This window comes from Pseudonocardia kongjuensis, assembly GCF_039526905.1.
GTDB lineage: Bacteria > Actinomycetota > Actinomycetes > Mycobacteriales > Pseudonocardiaceae > Pseudonocardia > Pseudonocardia kongjuensis.
Genome location: NZ_BAAAJK010000001.1, coordinates 508,151 through 521,441, shown reverse-complemented (window position 1 = coordinate 521,441; position 13,291 = coordinate 508,151). Strand labels below are relative to the sequence as shown.

Sequence of the window (13,291 nt, the reverse complement as noted above, 5' to 3'; positions counted from 1 at the left end):
CAGCGTCGGAATCGTGTGATGGACGTGCACGCCGGTGGTTCCTAGCCTCGACCGCATGCCGGACGCCACCAGCCATCTCATCCGTTACGCCGGCGGTTTCACGCACGGCGTCGTCGACCGCGCGAAGGGCACCTCGATCTTCACCGAGGACGGCCGCGAGCTGCTCGACTTCACCTCCGGGCAGATGAGCGCGATCCTCGGCCACTCGCACCCGGCGATCGTCGAGGTGATCCGCGACCAGGTCGGCCGGCTCGACCACCTCTACAGCGGGATGCTGTCCCGGCCGGTGCTCGATCTCGCCCGGCGGCTCGCCGGGACCCTCGCCGATCCGCTGGACCGGGCGATGCTGCTGACGACCGGCGCCGAGTCGAACGAGGCGGCGCTGCGGATGGCGAAGCTGGTCACCGGGAAGCACGAGATCGTCTCGTTCGCCCGGTCCTGGCACGGCATGACCCAGGGCGCCGCGGGCGCCACCTACGTCGCGGGCCGGTCCGGCTACGGGCCCGCCGCGCCGGGCAACTTCGCGCTGCCGGTGCCGGACCGGTTCCGGCCCTCGATCGTCGACGCCGACGGGAACCTGGACTGGCGCCGCCAGCTCGATCTCGGCTTCGACCTGATCGACGCCCAGTCGTCGGGCAGCCTCGCGGCCTGCCTCGTCGAGCCGATCCTCAGCTCCGGCGGCGTGGTCGATCTCCCGCCCGGCTACCTGGCGGCGCTGCGCGACAAGTGCCGGGAGCGGGGGATGCTGCTGATCCTCGACGAGGCCCAGACCGGCCTGTGCCGGACCGGCGACTGGTACGCGCACGAGCGCGACGGCGTCGTCCCGGACATCCTGACGCTGTCCAAGACGCTCGGCGCGGGACTGCCGCTGGCCGCCGTGCTGACCAGCGCCGAGATCGAGCAGGAGGCGCACGACCGCGGCTTCCTGTTCCTCACCACGCACGTCAACGACCCGCTGCCGGCCGCGGTCGGCAACACCGTGCTCGACGTGCTGGTCCGGGACCGGCTCGACGAGCGGGCCCGCGAGCTGGGCGCGCAGCTGCAGGGCGGGTTGCGCGAGCTGGCCGACCGGCATCCGGTGATCGGCGACGTCCGCGGCCGCGGCCTGCTGGTCGGGCTGGAGCTGGTCGGGCCGCACGGGACCGACGCGCAGGGGACCGGCGCGCAGAGCGCCGACGCGCTCGGGGCCGCCGTCACCCGCCGCTGCGCCGAGCTGGGCCTGCACATGAACATCGTGCAGCTGCCCGGGATGGGCGGCACGTTCCGGATCGCGCCGCCGCTCACCGCGACCGAGGCCGAGATCGGGCGCGGCCTGGAGATCCTGGACACCGCGCTCACCGACGTCACCCGCTGACCCGGCCGGGCGGTCAGCCCCCGCGCGGCCGCCGGGCCGGTGCCGGTGCCGCGGCCGGGCCGGTCGAGGTGGACGGCAGCGCACCGGACAGCCCGCGCACCCCGCCACCGGCCAGCAGCCCGCCCAGCACCATCGCGAACAGCTGGTCGGCCAGCTCCCGGTCGGCGTCGGCGCCGCGCGGGGTGAACCAGTGCTGCATCCAGTCGAGCATGCCGACGACGGCGCGGGTGGCGATCCGCGGGCTGGCCGGCAGTGACAGCTCGCCGGTGCGGGCGCCCTCGGCGAGCAGCGTCTCGACGGCCGCGGTGTAGCGCCGGTCCATGTCGTCGAAGAAGGCGAAGGCGGGTGTGCGGGCCCGGCCGACGTGCTGCAGGTAGACGAACGCGGCCGGGTAGTGGTCGGCGAACACCCGGACCTGGATCCGGATCAGCTCGCGCAGCCGCACCGCGACGCTGCTCGTGTGGTCCCGGCTCAGCAGCTCCAGCTCGTCGAGCAGGGCGCGGGCCGGCCCCTCGACGACGGCGAGCAGCAGCTCCTCCTTGCTCCCGACGTAGTTGTAGACGCTGCCCTTCAGGATGCCCACCCGCGCGCCGATGCCCTCGAGGGTGGCGTTGTCGTAGCCGTGCTCGCGGAACTCCTCACCCGCCGCGGCGACGAGATCGGCCCACCGGTTCTTGCGGGGCATCGGTTCCCTCCGTTCTCCTCCACGTCCGGTGTGGCGCCGCTGCCCGGTGCCCGGTCAGTGCATGGCCCAGCCGCCGTCGACGCACAGGGTGCTCCCGGTGATGTACGAGCCGGCGTCGGAGGCGAGCAGCAGCAGCGGCCCGTCCAGCTCGTCCGGCTCGCCGATCCGGCCCATCCGGATCCGGGTGAGCGCGCGGGCGTGCGCGCCCTCGTCGTGCAGCAGCGGCGCCGTCAGGTCGGTTGATACGTACCCGGGTGCGAGGGTGTTCACCCGGATCCGGTGCCGTCCGGACCACTGCTGGGCGAGATCGCGGGTCAGCCCGAGCAGGCCGGCCTTGGACGCCGAGTACGCGGCCTGCGGCACCGTGCCGGTGCTCAGCCCGAGCGCCGAGGAGATGTTGACGATGGAGCCGCCGCGCCCGGCGTCGATCATCGCCCGGCCGGCCGCCTGGCACATCCGCAGCGTGCCGAGCAGGTTGGTCTCCAGCAGCCGGGCGGCGCGCTCCGGGTCGTCGTCCTCGGCGCGGGCGGCGTAGCCGGTGCCCGCGTTGTTCACCAGCACGTCGGGCCCGCCCAGCTCGACGGCGGCCGCGACCAGCGCCCGGCAGTCCTCGACCCGGGCGATGTCGGTGCGCACGGCGACGCAGCGCCGTCCGAGACCGCGCACCGCGTCGGCGACCGCCTCCAGCTCGGCGACCCGGCGGGCGCCGAGCACGAGATCGGCTCCGGCCCGGGCCAGCAGCACCGCGAAGTGCGCCCCGAGCCCGGCCGAGGCCCCGGTGACGACGGCGGTGCGCCCGTCGAGCCGGAACCGGGCGCCCGGATCACCGGCCGGCGCGCTCATCCGGCGCCGGCCCCGCCGGCCCCACCGGCCAGCAGTGGGAAGCGTTCCATGCCGCGGGAGAGCAGCACCGGCGCCCAGTGCGGCTCGCCCGCCGGGACCGCGCCCGGCAGCCGCTCCAGGATCCGCGGCACCGCGATCGCCGTCTCCAGCCGGGCCAGCGGGGCGCCCAGGCAGTAGTGCATCCCGACCCCGAAGCCGAGCTGGCGGCCCTGCCGCCGGGTGATGTCGAAGGTGTCCGGGTCGTCGAACGCCGCCGGGTCCCGGTTCGCCGCCGACGGGCTGAGGAAGACCCGCTGCCCGCGGCGCAGCACCCGGCCGCGCAGCTCGACGTCGTCGGCCATCAGCCGCACGACGGTCTTGGCCGGGCCGTCGAACCTCAGCATCTCCTCGACGGCCCCGTTCACCAGCGCCGGGTCGGCGGCCATCCGGGCCGCCTGGCCGGGATGGGCGAGCATCGCCCGCACCCCGCAGCCGATCAGGTTGGTGGTGGTCTCGTGCCCGGCGAACAGCAGCAGCACGCCGGTCGCGATCACCTCGTCGTGGGTCAGCGCGTCCTGCTCGTCCCGCGCGGTGATCAGCCCGGACAGCAGGTCGTCGGCCGGCTCGCGCTCGCGGCGGGCGACCAGCTCGGTCAGGTACCCGGTGAGCTCACCCATGCCCTCGGCGCCGCTGCGGTGCCGGTCGGTGTCGGAGAGGCCGCCGAACACCAGGCCGGTGATCCGGTCCGACCACTCCTTGAAGCGTTCCTGGTCGGCCCGCGGGACCCCGAGCATCTCGGCGATCACCGACGCGGTGAGCGGGTAGGCGAGGTCACGGACCACGTCGATCCGGCCGGGTGGCGCCGCGTCGAGCAGCTCGTCGACCAGCTCGGTGATCCGCGGGGCGATCCGGCCGACCGCGCGCGGGGTGAAGCTGCGGCTGAGCAGCCTGCGCAGCCGGGTGTGGTCGGGCGGGTCCTTGAACACCATCCACTCGCCCAGCACGCCGAACGCGGCCCGCAGCGCCGGATCGGCGTCCGGGCCCTCCAGCTTCGCCCGCCGGTAGGGGGTGATCCGGTCGGAGGAGAACCGGGGATCGCGCAGCGCGGTGCTGACGTCGTCGAAGCGGGTGACGAACCACGACCGGAAGCGCTCGCTCCAGTGCACCGGGTCGTGCTCGCGCATCGCGGCGAGCAGCGGGTACGGATCGGCGACCGCCTCGGGGGAGAGCAGATCGGCGTCGGCGACGTCGGTGGCGGTCGGGGTCACGGTGCCTCCAGAACGGCGACGGCGCAGGCGTTCCCGTCCAGCACGGACACCCCGCCGCCCATGGTCTCGACGAGGCCGAGGCGGGCGCCGTCGACCTGGCGGCCGTTCGCCCGGCCGCGCAGCTGCCACACGATCTCGGCGACCTGGGCCAGCCCGGTCGCGCCCAGCGGGTGCCCCCGGGAGAGCAGCCCGCCGGACGGGTTCACCGGCAGCGACCCGCCGAGCGCGGTGCCACCCTCGGCGGCCAGCCGGCCGCCCTCGCCGGGTGCGGCGATGCCGAGCGCCTCGGTGGTGACGACCTCGCCGATGGTGAACGCGTCGTGCACCTCGACGACGTCGAGATCGTGCACCGAGTCCAGACCGGCCGCGCCGAGCGCGTCGGCGGCGGTGTCCCGGACGATGTCGTGTCCCCACACGTGCGGCGACCGGTCGTCCCAGGGGGCACCGCTGCGCAGCGCGAGCCCGCGGACGGTGACCGCCGGCTCCGGGCCGGCCGGGCCGAGCACGGCGGCGGCCGCCCCGTCCGAGGTGGGGCAGCACTGCAGCACGGTGAGCGGATCGGCGATCATCCGCGATCCGAGCACCTCGGCGACGGTGTAGCGGCCGGAGTACTGGGCGCGTGGGTTGTGCAGGGCGTGCGCGTGGTTCTTCACCGACACCGCGGCCAGCTGCTCCGCGGTGACCAGGCCCTCGTGCAGGTAGCGGCCGGCGCCCATCGCGTAGAGCGCGGGCAGGGCGAGCCCGCTGCGCTGCTCGGGATCGGTCGGCTCGGGGGTGATCGCCCCGGAGAACGCGCTGCTCATGTGCTCCAGGCCGAGCGCGAGGACCCGGCCGTACCGGCCGGTCCGCACCGCCTCGTGCGCCTCGACGAACGCGGTGGTCCCGCTGGCGCAGGCGTTCTCCACGGTGATCACCGGGATGCCGGTGATCCCGCAGGCGCGCAGCACCCGCTGGGTCACCCCCGGCGGGCCGAACACGGTGCCCGCCCAGACGGCGTCGATCGGCGGGTCGGCCCGGGTGGAGCCGGCGTCGGCGAGCGCCTCGGTGACGGCGGCGTGCGCGAGCGCGACCAGATCGTGCCCGGGCTGGCGGCCGAAGCGCGAGGTGCCGACGCCGAGCACGGCGACCCGGCCGGTCACGGCGTCACCACCGGGCACGGGTGGCCGCCGGTGCGGGCTGGGGGAGCGGTGGGGCGGGCACGGGGCCTCCGGGAACGTCGCTGGGCTGGGTCTCGCCCCAGGATGTAAACAAACACGTGGTAGTTAATCAACCACAGGCCGACTCTCCGCGGATCGCGAAGCGGGGTGTTCGTCCTCGTAGCTTGACAGCGGCGGTGAACCAGGTCACTGTACGCCGACAGCGATAACTACCCGCGGTTTGCCAACGTCTGGACGTGCGGGTGGTTCTGCTCCCACCCCACGAGCCAGGAGGATCCGACCGATGCAGTTCGGCCTGTTCGCCATGCCCGAGCACCCCCCGATCGAAAACTGGACGCTGTCCTACGACCGCGACATCGACGACATCGTGCTGGCCGAGAAGCTCGGCTTCTCCGAGTACTGGATCGGCGAGCACCACACCGGCGGCTTCGAGAACGTGCCGGTCCCCGAGTACATGATCGCGAAGGCGTCCGCGGTCACCAGCCGGATCCGGCTCGGCACCGGGGTGGTGAACCTGCCCTACCAGGACCCGTTCCAGGTCGCCGAGCGCCTCGCCTTCCTCGACCACCTCACGCACGGCCGGCTCGACTACGGCTTCGGCGGCGGCGGGCTGCCCACCGACCAGGCGCTGTTCGGCCTGGAACGGTCCGAGGCCGCCCCGCGCACCAACGAGGCGCTGGAGATCATCGAGCTGCTGCTCACCTCCGACGACCCGGTCGACTACGAGGGCGTCTACTGGAAGTACGAGAACCGCCAGCTGCAGGTCGGCCCGTACCAGGAGGTGCCGCCGTTCGCGGTGGCCGGCCTGACCGGCACGCACAACTACGCCCGCTGCGGCGCCAAGGGCTGGAAGGCGCTGTCGGTCTACTTCTCGCCGATCGACAACCGCGGCTACGAGGGCGCCCCCGACCTGCTCGCGCACGGCAAGGCCCTGGTCGGCGCGGCCGAGGCGGCCGGACTCGATCCGGCGGTCGCCCGCCGGAACTGGCGGGTCAGCCGCGAGGTCTACGTCTCCGACAGCCGCAACCAGGCGATGAACGAGATCCGCGAGGGCGTCAAGCGCTCCTACGAGTACCTGCTCGGGCTCGGCCTCGGCGCACTGATGAAGAAGGGCGAGGGGATGGACGACGCCGACCTCACCTTCGAGTGGATGGCCGAGGAGATCCCCTGGATCATCGGCAGCCCGGAGGACTGCGTCCGCCAGCTGCGCGAGCTGGAGGAGGGCACCGGCGGCTTCGGCACCTTCCTGATCAACGCCCGCGACTGGGTCACCACCGACAAGTGGAACCGCTCGCTGGAGCTGTTCGCCCGCTACGTCATGCCGCAGTTCACCCCGCGGGAGAACATGGCGCGCCGCAACCGGCTCGCGAACGTCGCGCTCGGGCGGGACTGAGCCGTGGTCGCGCGGTTCGAGGGCCGGATCGCCGTCGTCACCGGCGGCGTGCAGGGTATCGGGCAGGGCATCGCCCTGCGGCTGGCGGCCGAGGGCGCCGCGGTCGTCATCGGCGACCTGCAGGACGACGACTCGACCGCCCGGCGGATCGTCGCCGACGGCGGGCGGGCCGCGCACGTGGTGATGGACGTGCGCCGGCCCGGCGACTGGAAGCGCCTGGTCGACGAGGCGGTCGGCGGCTTCGGCGGGGTGGACGTGCTCGGCAACGTCGCCGGGGTGACGAACACGCTCGGCCCGGACAACGTCGTCGAGCTGACCGAGGCCGGCTGGAACCACGTCGTCGACACCGACCTGAAGGGCGTCTGGCTCGGCATGCAGGCGGTCATCCCGCGGATGCTCGACGGCGGCGGCGGGTCGATCGTGAACATCGCGTCGATGGCAGCGCTCAAGGGCCTGGAGAACCTGGCCGCGTACTCCGCGGCCAAGGGCGGCGTCGTCAGCCTCACCCAGCAGGTCGCGATGGAGTACAGCCCGCGCGGGATCCGGGTGAACTGCATCTGCCCCGGCACGATCGACACCCCGATCCTGGCCGGCATCACCGACGACATGCGGAAGAACTTCACCGCGGCGCACCTGATCCCGCGGCTGGGCACGCCCGCCGACATCGCGGCGGCGGCGGCGTTCCTGCTGTCCGACGACGCGAGCTTCTGCACCGGCGAGATCCTCCCGGTGGACGGCGGCTGGAACACCAAGGGCAGCGCGGGCTGACGGCTCCCGGCCGGGCGGGGCCGCCGAGCCCGCCCGGCCGGGCACCTGCACCGACCACCACGAGGAGGGGTACATGAGCGACGACGGAGTCGCGGGCCGGACCGCACTGGTCACCGGGGGCGGCAGCGGCATCGGGAAGGCGATCACCGCGGCACTGCTCGCGCGCGGCGCGAACGTCGTGGTGCTGGAACTGTCCGCGGCGAACATCGCGGCCGCCGACGCCGAGCTCGACGGCGGCGACCGGCTCGCCTGGCACGAGGGCTCGGTGGCGGTCGCCGCCGACGTCGACGCCGCGTTCGCGCTGGCCGCGGAGCGGTTCGGCACCGTGCACCATCTGGTCAACAACGCGGGCACCGCATCGCTGGCGCTGATCCGGGACTGCTCGGAGGACGACTGGGACCTCATCGTCGACACCCTGCTCAAGGGCACGTTCCTGTGCACCCGGGCGTTCGCCCGGCAGGCGATCGAGGCCGGCGAGGGCGGGACCGTCGTCAACATCTCCTCGCTGAACGCGGTCGCCGCCACCGACGGCCTCGGCCACTACTGCGCCGCGAAGGCGGGCGTCGCCCAGTTCACCCAGGTCACCGCCGGCGAGCTGGGCCGGCACGGGATCCGGGCGAACGCGATCGGGCCGGGCACGGTGAACACCCCGCTCGGCGCCGGGTTCACCGTCGGCCGGATCGGCCAGGAGTTCCTGGACCGGACGCTCGTCGCGCCGCCCCGGCACCAGGAGGCCGAGGACATCGCCGACGTCGCGCTGTTCCTGATGTCGCCCGCCGCCGGACGCATCACCGGGCACTTCGTCCCGGTCGACGGCGGCCAGCACGTCCGCGGCCTGCACTCGTACTGGGACGTCGCCGAGGCGCAGGGCCTGGTGAGCCGCCCGTGAGCACGGTGACCGGCGCCGGGGACGACCTCGGCGCCGCTGACAATCTCGGCGCTCCTGACAACCTCGACGACTCCGACGAGCGCGGCTTCCCGCGGTTCTGGGACGCCGCCCGCGAGACCCGCCCGCACGCCGAGCGCGAGCAGCTGATCCTGGAGCGGATCCGGCACCAGCTGCACTACGTCTACGCCGAGCTGCCGTTCTACCGCAGGCACTACGACGCGCACGGCTTCCATCCCGACCAGGTCCGCTCGCTCACCGACTTCACCACGAAGGTCCCGGTGATCACCAAGCGGATGCTGGTCGCCGACCAGGCCGAGCACCCGCCGTTCGGCAGCTACACCCCGCAGCGCCCGCCCGGCGGGATCGCCCGGATCCACGGCTCGTCGGGCACCTCCGGGACGCCCACCCTCTACGCCGTGTCCAATCCCGACTGGGACCGCGCCGCCGACGTGCACGCGATGGCCCAGTGGTGCGCCGGGATCCGGCCGGACGACATCGCCCAGGTCGGCTTCCCGTTCGGGCTGTTCTTCGGCGGCTGGGGGGTGCTGCAGGGTCTGGAACGGATCGGCGCGACCGTGTTCCCGCTCGGCGTGACCGACTCGGAGAAGCACATCGAGCTCATCACCCGGCTCGGCTCGACGGTGTTCACCGCGACGCCGTCGTACGCGGTGCACCTGCTCTCGGTCGCCGAGCGGATGGGCGTCGATCTCGCCGCGGGCACCGTCCGCACGCTGCTCGTCGGCGGCGAGCCCGGGGGCTCCCTGCCCGGGACCCGCCGGATCATCGAGCGCGGCTGGGGCGCCACCGTCGTCGACGCCGGCTCCACCTCCGAGATGTACCCGTTCCAGACGAGCGTCGGCTGCCCGGCGGGCACCGGCACCCACCTGATCGCCGACGAGGTGCACACCGAGATCGTCGCCTCCGGCGACCTCAACACGCCGATCCCGGCCGGTGAGCGCGGCGCGATCGTCTACACCCACCTCTGGCGCGAGTCCCAGCCGATGATCCGGTTCGCGCCCGGCGACGAGAGCTACCTGACCACCGAGCCCTGCCCCTGCGGGCGGACCTGGCCGCGGCTGCCGGAGGGCGTGCTCGGCAGGCTGGACGACATGCTGGTGATCCGCGGGGCGAACGTCTACCCGTCGGCGATCGAGACCGGCCTGCGCACCGTCCCCGAGCTCGGCCCCGAGTTCCGGATCCGGGTCAGCAGGCCCGGCGCGCTGGACGAGATCACCGTGCTCGCCGAGCTGGGCCGGGAGGCCGCGGCGGCGCTGCCCGCCGACGGGCCGGGCCGGGCCGACGTCGTCGCGCGGACCGAGGCGGCGCTGCGCCGGGCCGTCAACATCGGCGTGCCGGTCCGGCTGCTGGAGCCGGGCACCCTGCCGGAGACGACGTTCAAGGCCCGCCGGGTGGTCGACGAGCGGCCCCGCGCGGAGGACGCCCGTTGACCGTGCACCAGGCCGCCCCGCAGGGCACTGCCGGCCCGATCGGCACCGCCGGGACCATCGGCACCGTGGTCAGGGAGGTCGTCCCGGTCGCGGACGGCGTCGTCGCGGTCGAGCTGGTGGCCGACGACGGCGGCCCGCTGCCGCGCTGGGAGCCGGGCGCGCACGTCGACCTGCTGCTCGGCCCGGACCTGGTCCGGCAGTACTCGCTGTGCGGCGACCCGGACCGCCCGCGGAGCTGGTGGATCGCGGTGCTGCTGCGCCCGGACGGCGGCGGCGGATCCCGCCGGGTGCACGCGCTGCGCCCCGGCGACCGGGTCCCGGTGCGCGGGCCGCGCAACGCCTTCCGGCTGCACCCCGCGCCGCACTACGTGTTCGTCGCGGGCGGCATCGGGATCACCCCGATCCGCCCGATGCTGGACGCGGCCGGCCGGGCGGGCGCCGGCTGGACCCTGCACTACGGCGGCCGGTCGCGCTCGACCATGGCGTTCGCCGACGAGCTGGCCCGGCACGGCCCGCGGGTCCGGCTGCAGCCGCAGGACGAGCACGGCCCGCTCGACCCGGACGCGATCCTGGCCGCCGCACCGTCCGGCGCGCTCGTCTACTGCTGCGGCCCGGCCGGGCTGATCGACGCGATGACCGAGCGCAGCGCCGGCTCGGGGACCCTGCACGTCGAACGGTTCACCGCCGCACCCGGCGCCGGCGACGGCGCGGACACGGCGTTCGACGTCGAGTGCCGCGCCTCCGGCGTCACCGTGCGGGTCCCGCCGGGGGTCTCGATCCTCGACGCGCTGGAGGAGGCCGGCGGGGTGATCGTCAACTCGTCGTGCCGGGAGGGGGTGTGCGGCACCTGCGAGACCGGTGTGCTCGCGGGCGAACCCGATCACCGCGACACCGTCCTGGACGACGCCGAGCGCGCCTCCGGCGAGATGATGATGGTGTGCGTGTCCCGGTCCCGCGGACCGCGGCTGGTGCTCGACATCTGATCCCCGGTGCCGCGCTGCGGTACACCCGGACGGCCGCACCGGAGGGCACCGGACGGCGTCCTCCGGAGACCGGGCTCACCACACCTTGATCGGAGTTACACCGGTGTTCCTACAATCCCACCGATCAGGCGGAACGGTGGTCGGCGTGGCAACGTCGATCCCGCTCGGCAGACGATGACGGTGAGCGTGGTGCGGCGGTGGTCCGCGATCGGTTCGACGATCGCGGGATGCCGCAGGCATCCGGGTGAAGGGAGACGGGGTTGGCCGAGATCTCAGGCGGCGCCGGTGAGCCGGTGTCCGCGAAGTCGATCCAGGGTGAGCAGCAGGACACGGGTTGGGTCAGGGCCTCCGAGGAGGACGTCGACCTCTACGTGGACCGGGTGACCGACGAGGTGCTGGCCTGCCGGGAACGGGGCAGGCACCTGTTCCCGACCATCCGGCAGGCGGGCATCCACTTCACCGGTGTCGACGACGACGGCCTGCTGCTGCGCCGTCTGGTGTGCACCTGCTGCGAGCTCGCGGTCCGGGTGGAGAAGTGGGAGGGCGCCCGTCGCGGCGGCCGGACCCGGTTCCAGCGGGTCGCGTCCGGGCTGGAGTACCGCACCGGGAAGGACGGCCAGGAGTACCTGGCGCCCAGCGGCCGCGGGCACATGACCCCGCGCCAGATCGGTGACTCGGTGGCGTCGAAGGCGCTGTCCGGGCAGACCCTGGCGTCGCTGCGCAAGGCCGCCGAGCGTGCGCAGAAGGAGGAGCGGGCCGAGCGGGCCGCCCGCTCGCGCGACGCGTCGGACACACAGGGCTGAGCGGACGGAGGCTGACACGTGGGTGTTCGAGAGATCCGGTACTGCGATCTCACCGGTACGGAGGACGGCGTCGAGTCGCACGAGATCCATCTCGACCAGATGCGGATCGCGATCGACCTGGCCGCGGGCGAGTACCAGAAGCTGCTGACGGTGTTGCGTCCCTACATGGATGCCGGGCGGATCGAGGCGTCGGTGCCGGACGGTTCGTCGATGGCGTCGCGGCGCAACGAGCCGCGCCGGCGCACCACCTCCGGTCTGACCGCCGAGCAGCGCCAGGAGCTGCGCCAGTGGGCGGAGGAGAACGGGATCGAGGTTCCGTCGAACAACCGGTTCAGCCAGGCGCTGGTGAAGCGCTGGCGGGAGGCGCACGAGGTGCCTGCCGAGGAGGAGTGACGGGTGCCGGGATCAGCTCGGGCCACCGCCCCGCGGGGCGGTGGCCACGATCCCGGCGACCAGCAGTTCCAGACCGAGCGCGAGGTACTCTTCGCGCTCGATGCCCTCGCTGAGCGGGCCCGCCGCCTCGACCAGCCGCGGGTAGCGCTGCGCCGGGAGCGCCTCCAGACGCTCCCGGGCCCGGCGCCGCTCCGGTGCCGCCGGCCCGTCCGGCTCGCGGACGACGACGCCGGAGCTGCCGCCGGCCAGCGCGGCCAGCGAGGCGACCGCGTGCCGGGCGATCTGGGTGGCCGGCCCGGGTCCGAACCCGCCCCGCCGCAGCAGCTCCAGCAGCGACTCGGTGATCTCCAGGCTGCGCTGCGAGGTGACCGTCCTGGTGCTCAGCAGGGCCGCCGCGGCCGGACTGTGGCACAGCGAGCGCAGCATCGAACCGAGCAGCGAGCGGATCCCGTCCGGCCACGGCAATGCCGGATCGACGACCGGATCGACCCGGTCCAGCGCCGACCCGGCCATCCCGTCGAGCAGCTCGTCCTTGCCCCGGACGTGCCAGTACAGCGCCATCGGCGTCACCTGCAGCTCGGTGGCGATCCGGCGCACGGTGACCGCGGCCACCCCCTCGGCGTCGGCCAGGTCGTTCGCCGCGGCGATCACGCGTGCCCTGGTCAGCGGGACATCCGGCCGGTTCACCGGGCCACGGTACAGCGGCCCGGTACAGCGGCACGCTACAGCGGCCCGGTGCAGCGGCCCGGTGCAGCGGCCCGGCACAAGGGCCCGGCAGAAGGGCCCGACAGAAGGGCCCGACACAAGGGCCCTGTACAACGTACAGGTGGTTCCTGTACAACGTAGAGGAGCCCGAGGAGGCCCCGGTGAACCTGCAGCGATGGCTCTACCCCGGTGGCCGGCCCCGCCGGATCGCCCGGCTGCTCGACCGCGCGACGGCGGCGCTCTACGGGCGCGGCGTCGCCCCCGACCGGCTGGTGACGCTGGAGGTGCCGGGCCGGCTCAGCGGCCGCACGGTCGCGGTGCCGCTGGTGCTGTCCGTCGTCGACGGCGAGCGGCACCTGGTGTCGATGCTCGGCCCGGACGTCAACTGGGTGCACAACGTCCGCGCGGCCGGTGGTCGCGCCGTCCTGCGGCACGGTCGCCGGGAGCCGGTGCGGCTGGCCGAGGTCGCGCCCGGCCTGCGCGCACCGGTGCTGCGCGACTACCTGCGCCGGGCCCCGCAGGCCCGGCCGCACCTGCCGGTGCCCCCCGACGCACCGCTCGCCGCGCTGGCGGCGGTCGCCGACCGGATCCCGGTGTTCCGGGTGGTCCCGGCGGGGTGAGCG

Annotated in this window: 14 protein-coding genes; 9 read left to right on the top strand and 5 right to left on the bottom strand. The window is 74.2% G+C overall.

The features are described 5' to 3' along the window. The first annotated feature begins 55 nt into the window (after nt 1–55). Complete coding sequence (locus ABD160_RS02355; RefSeq protein WP_344017896.1) at nt 56–1,354, top strand: aspartate aminotransferase family protein; 1,299 nt, start codon at nt 56–58, stop codon at nt 1,352–1,354. Between the two features lie 13 nt (nt 1,355–1,367). Here ABD160_RS02355 and ABD160_RS02350 read toward each other — a convergent pair whose 3' ends face one another. From ABD160_RS02350 to ABD160_RS02335, 4 genes are read right to left on the bottom strand one after another with little or no spacing between them, the layout of a single operon-like run. Then, nucleotides 1,368–2,039, bottom strand: coding sequence for a TetR/AcrR family transcriptional regulator (locus ABD160_RS02350; RefSeq protein ID WP_344017895.1), 672 nt, complete (start codon nt 2,037–2,039; stop codon nt 1,368–1,370). 54 nt (nt 2,040–2,093) lie between these two features. After that, nucleotides 2,094–2,882 carry an SDR family NAD(P)-dependent oxidoreductase gene (locus tag ABD160_RS02345; protein ID WP_344017894.1) on the bottom strand — a complete coding sequence of 263 codons (789 nt, stop codon included), beginning with the start codon at nt 2,880–2,882 and terminating at the stop codon, nt 2,094–2,096. After that, on the bottom strand, nt 2,879–4,129 hold the full coding sequence (locus tag ABD160_RS02340; RefSeq protein ID WP_344017892.1) for a cytochrome P450: 1,251 nt from the start codon (nt 4,127–4,129) through the stop codon (nt 2,879–2,881). The genes ABD160_RS02345 and ABD160_RS02340 overlap by 4 nt, the downstream gene beginning before the upstream one ends. Then, on the bottom strand, nt 4,126–5,268 hold the full coding sequence (locus ABD160_RS02335) for a thiolase family protein (protein WP_344017890.1): 1,143 nt from the start codon (nt 5,266–5,268) through the stop codon (nt 4,126–4,128). The genes ABD160_RS02340 and ABD160_RS02335 overlap by 4 nt, the downstream gene beginning before the upstream one ends. Before the next feature lie 301 nt (nt 5,269–5,569). Here ABD160_RS02335 and ABD160_RS02330 point away from each other — a divergent pair, with 301 nt between their 5' ends. The 7 genes from ABD160_RS02330 (at nt 5,570) to ABD160_RS02300 (ending at nt 11,963) form a co-directional block, all read left to right on the top strand. After that, nucleotides 5,570–6,679, top strand: a complete 1,110-nt coding sequence (locus tag ABD160_RS02330; RefSeq protein ID WP_344017889.1) for an LLM class flavin-dependent oxidoreductase — start codon at nt 5,570–5,572, stop codon at nt 6,677–6,679. Nucleotides 6,680–6,682: 3 nt separating this feature from the next. Then, nucleotides 6,683–7,447 (top strand): SDR family NAD(P)-dependent oxidoreductase, encoded by a 765-nt coding sequence (locus ABD160_RS02325; protein ID WP_344017888.1) that lies wholly within the window; start codon nt 6,683–6,685, stop codon nt 7,445–7,447. Between the two features lie 73 nt (nt 7,448–7,520). Continuing rightward, on the top strand, nt 7,521–8,336 hold the full coding sequence (locus ABD160_RS02320) for an SDR family NAD(P)-dependent oxidoreductase (protein WP_344017887.1): 816 nt from the start codon (nt 7,521–7,523) through the stop codon (nt 8,334–8,336). Beyond that, nucleotides 8,333–9,784, top strand: a complete 1,452-nt coding sequence (locus tag ABD160_RS02315) for a phenylacetate--CoA ligase family protein (RefSeq protein WP_344017886.1) — start codon at nt 8,333–8,335, stop codon at nt 9,782–9,784. Before ABD160_RS02320 ends, ABD160_RS02315 begins: the two co-directional genes overlap by 4 nt. Before the next feature lie 2 nt (nt 9,785–9,786). Next, nucleotides 9,787–10,767 carry a PDR/VanB family oxidoreductase gene (locus tag ABD160_RS02310; RefSeq protein ID WP_486362823.1) on the top strand — a complete coding sequence of 327 codons (981 nt, stop codon included), beginning with the start codon at nt 9,787–9,789 and terminating at the stop codon, nt 10,765–10,767. 260 nt (nt 10,768–11,027) lie between these two features. Continuing rightward, the gene (locus tag ABD160_RS02305) at nt 11,028–11,570 is read left to right on the top strand and encodes a hypothetical protein (RefSeq protein WP_344017885.1); all 543 of its coding nucleotides are present in this window, start codon (nt 11,028–11,030) and stop codon (nt 11,568–11,570) included. 18 nt (nt 11,571–11,588) lie between these two features. Further along, on the top strand, nt 11,589–11,963 hold the full coding sequence (locus ABD160_RS02300) for an Lsr2 family DNA-binding protein (protein WP_344017883.1): 375 nt from the start codon (nt 11,589–11,591) through the stop codon (nt 11,961–11,963). 12 nt (nt 11,964–11,975) lie between these two features. Here the strand turns inward: ABD160_RS02300 and ABD160_RS02295 are convergent, their stop codons facing one another. Next, on the bottom strand, nt 11,976–12,650 hold the full coding sequence (locus ABD160_RS02295; protein WP_344017882.1) for a TetR/AcrR family transcriptional regulator: 675 nt from the start codon (nt 12,648–12,650) through the stop codon (nt 11,976–11,978). A gap of 179 nt (nt 12,651–12,829) precedes the next feature. Here ABD160_RS02295 and ABD160_RS02290 point away from each other — a divergent pair, with 179 nt between their 5' ends. Further along, nucleotides 12,830–13,288, top strand: a complete 459-nt coding sequence (locus ABD160_RS02290) for a nitroreductase family deazaflavin-dependent oxidoreductase (protein ID WP_344017881.1) — start codon at nt 12,830–12,832, stop codon at nt 13,286–13,288. Nucleotides 13,289–13,291: the final 3 nt, after the last annotated feature.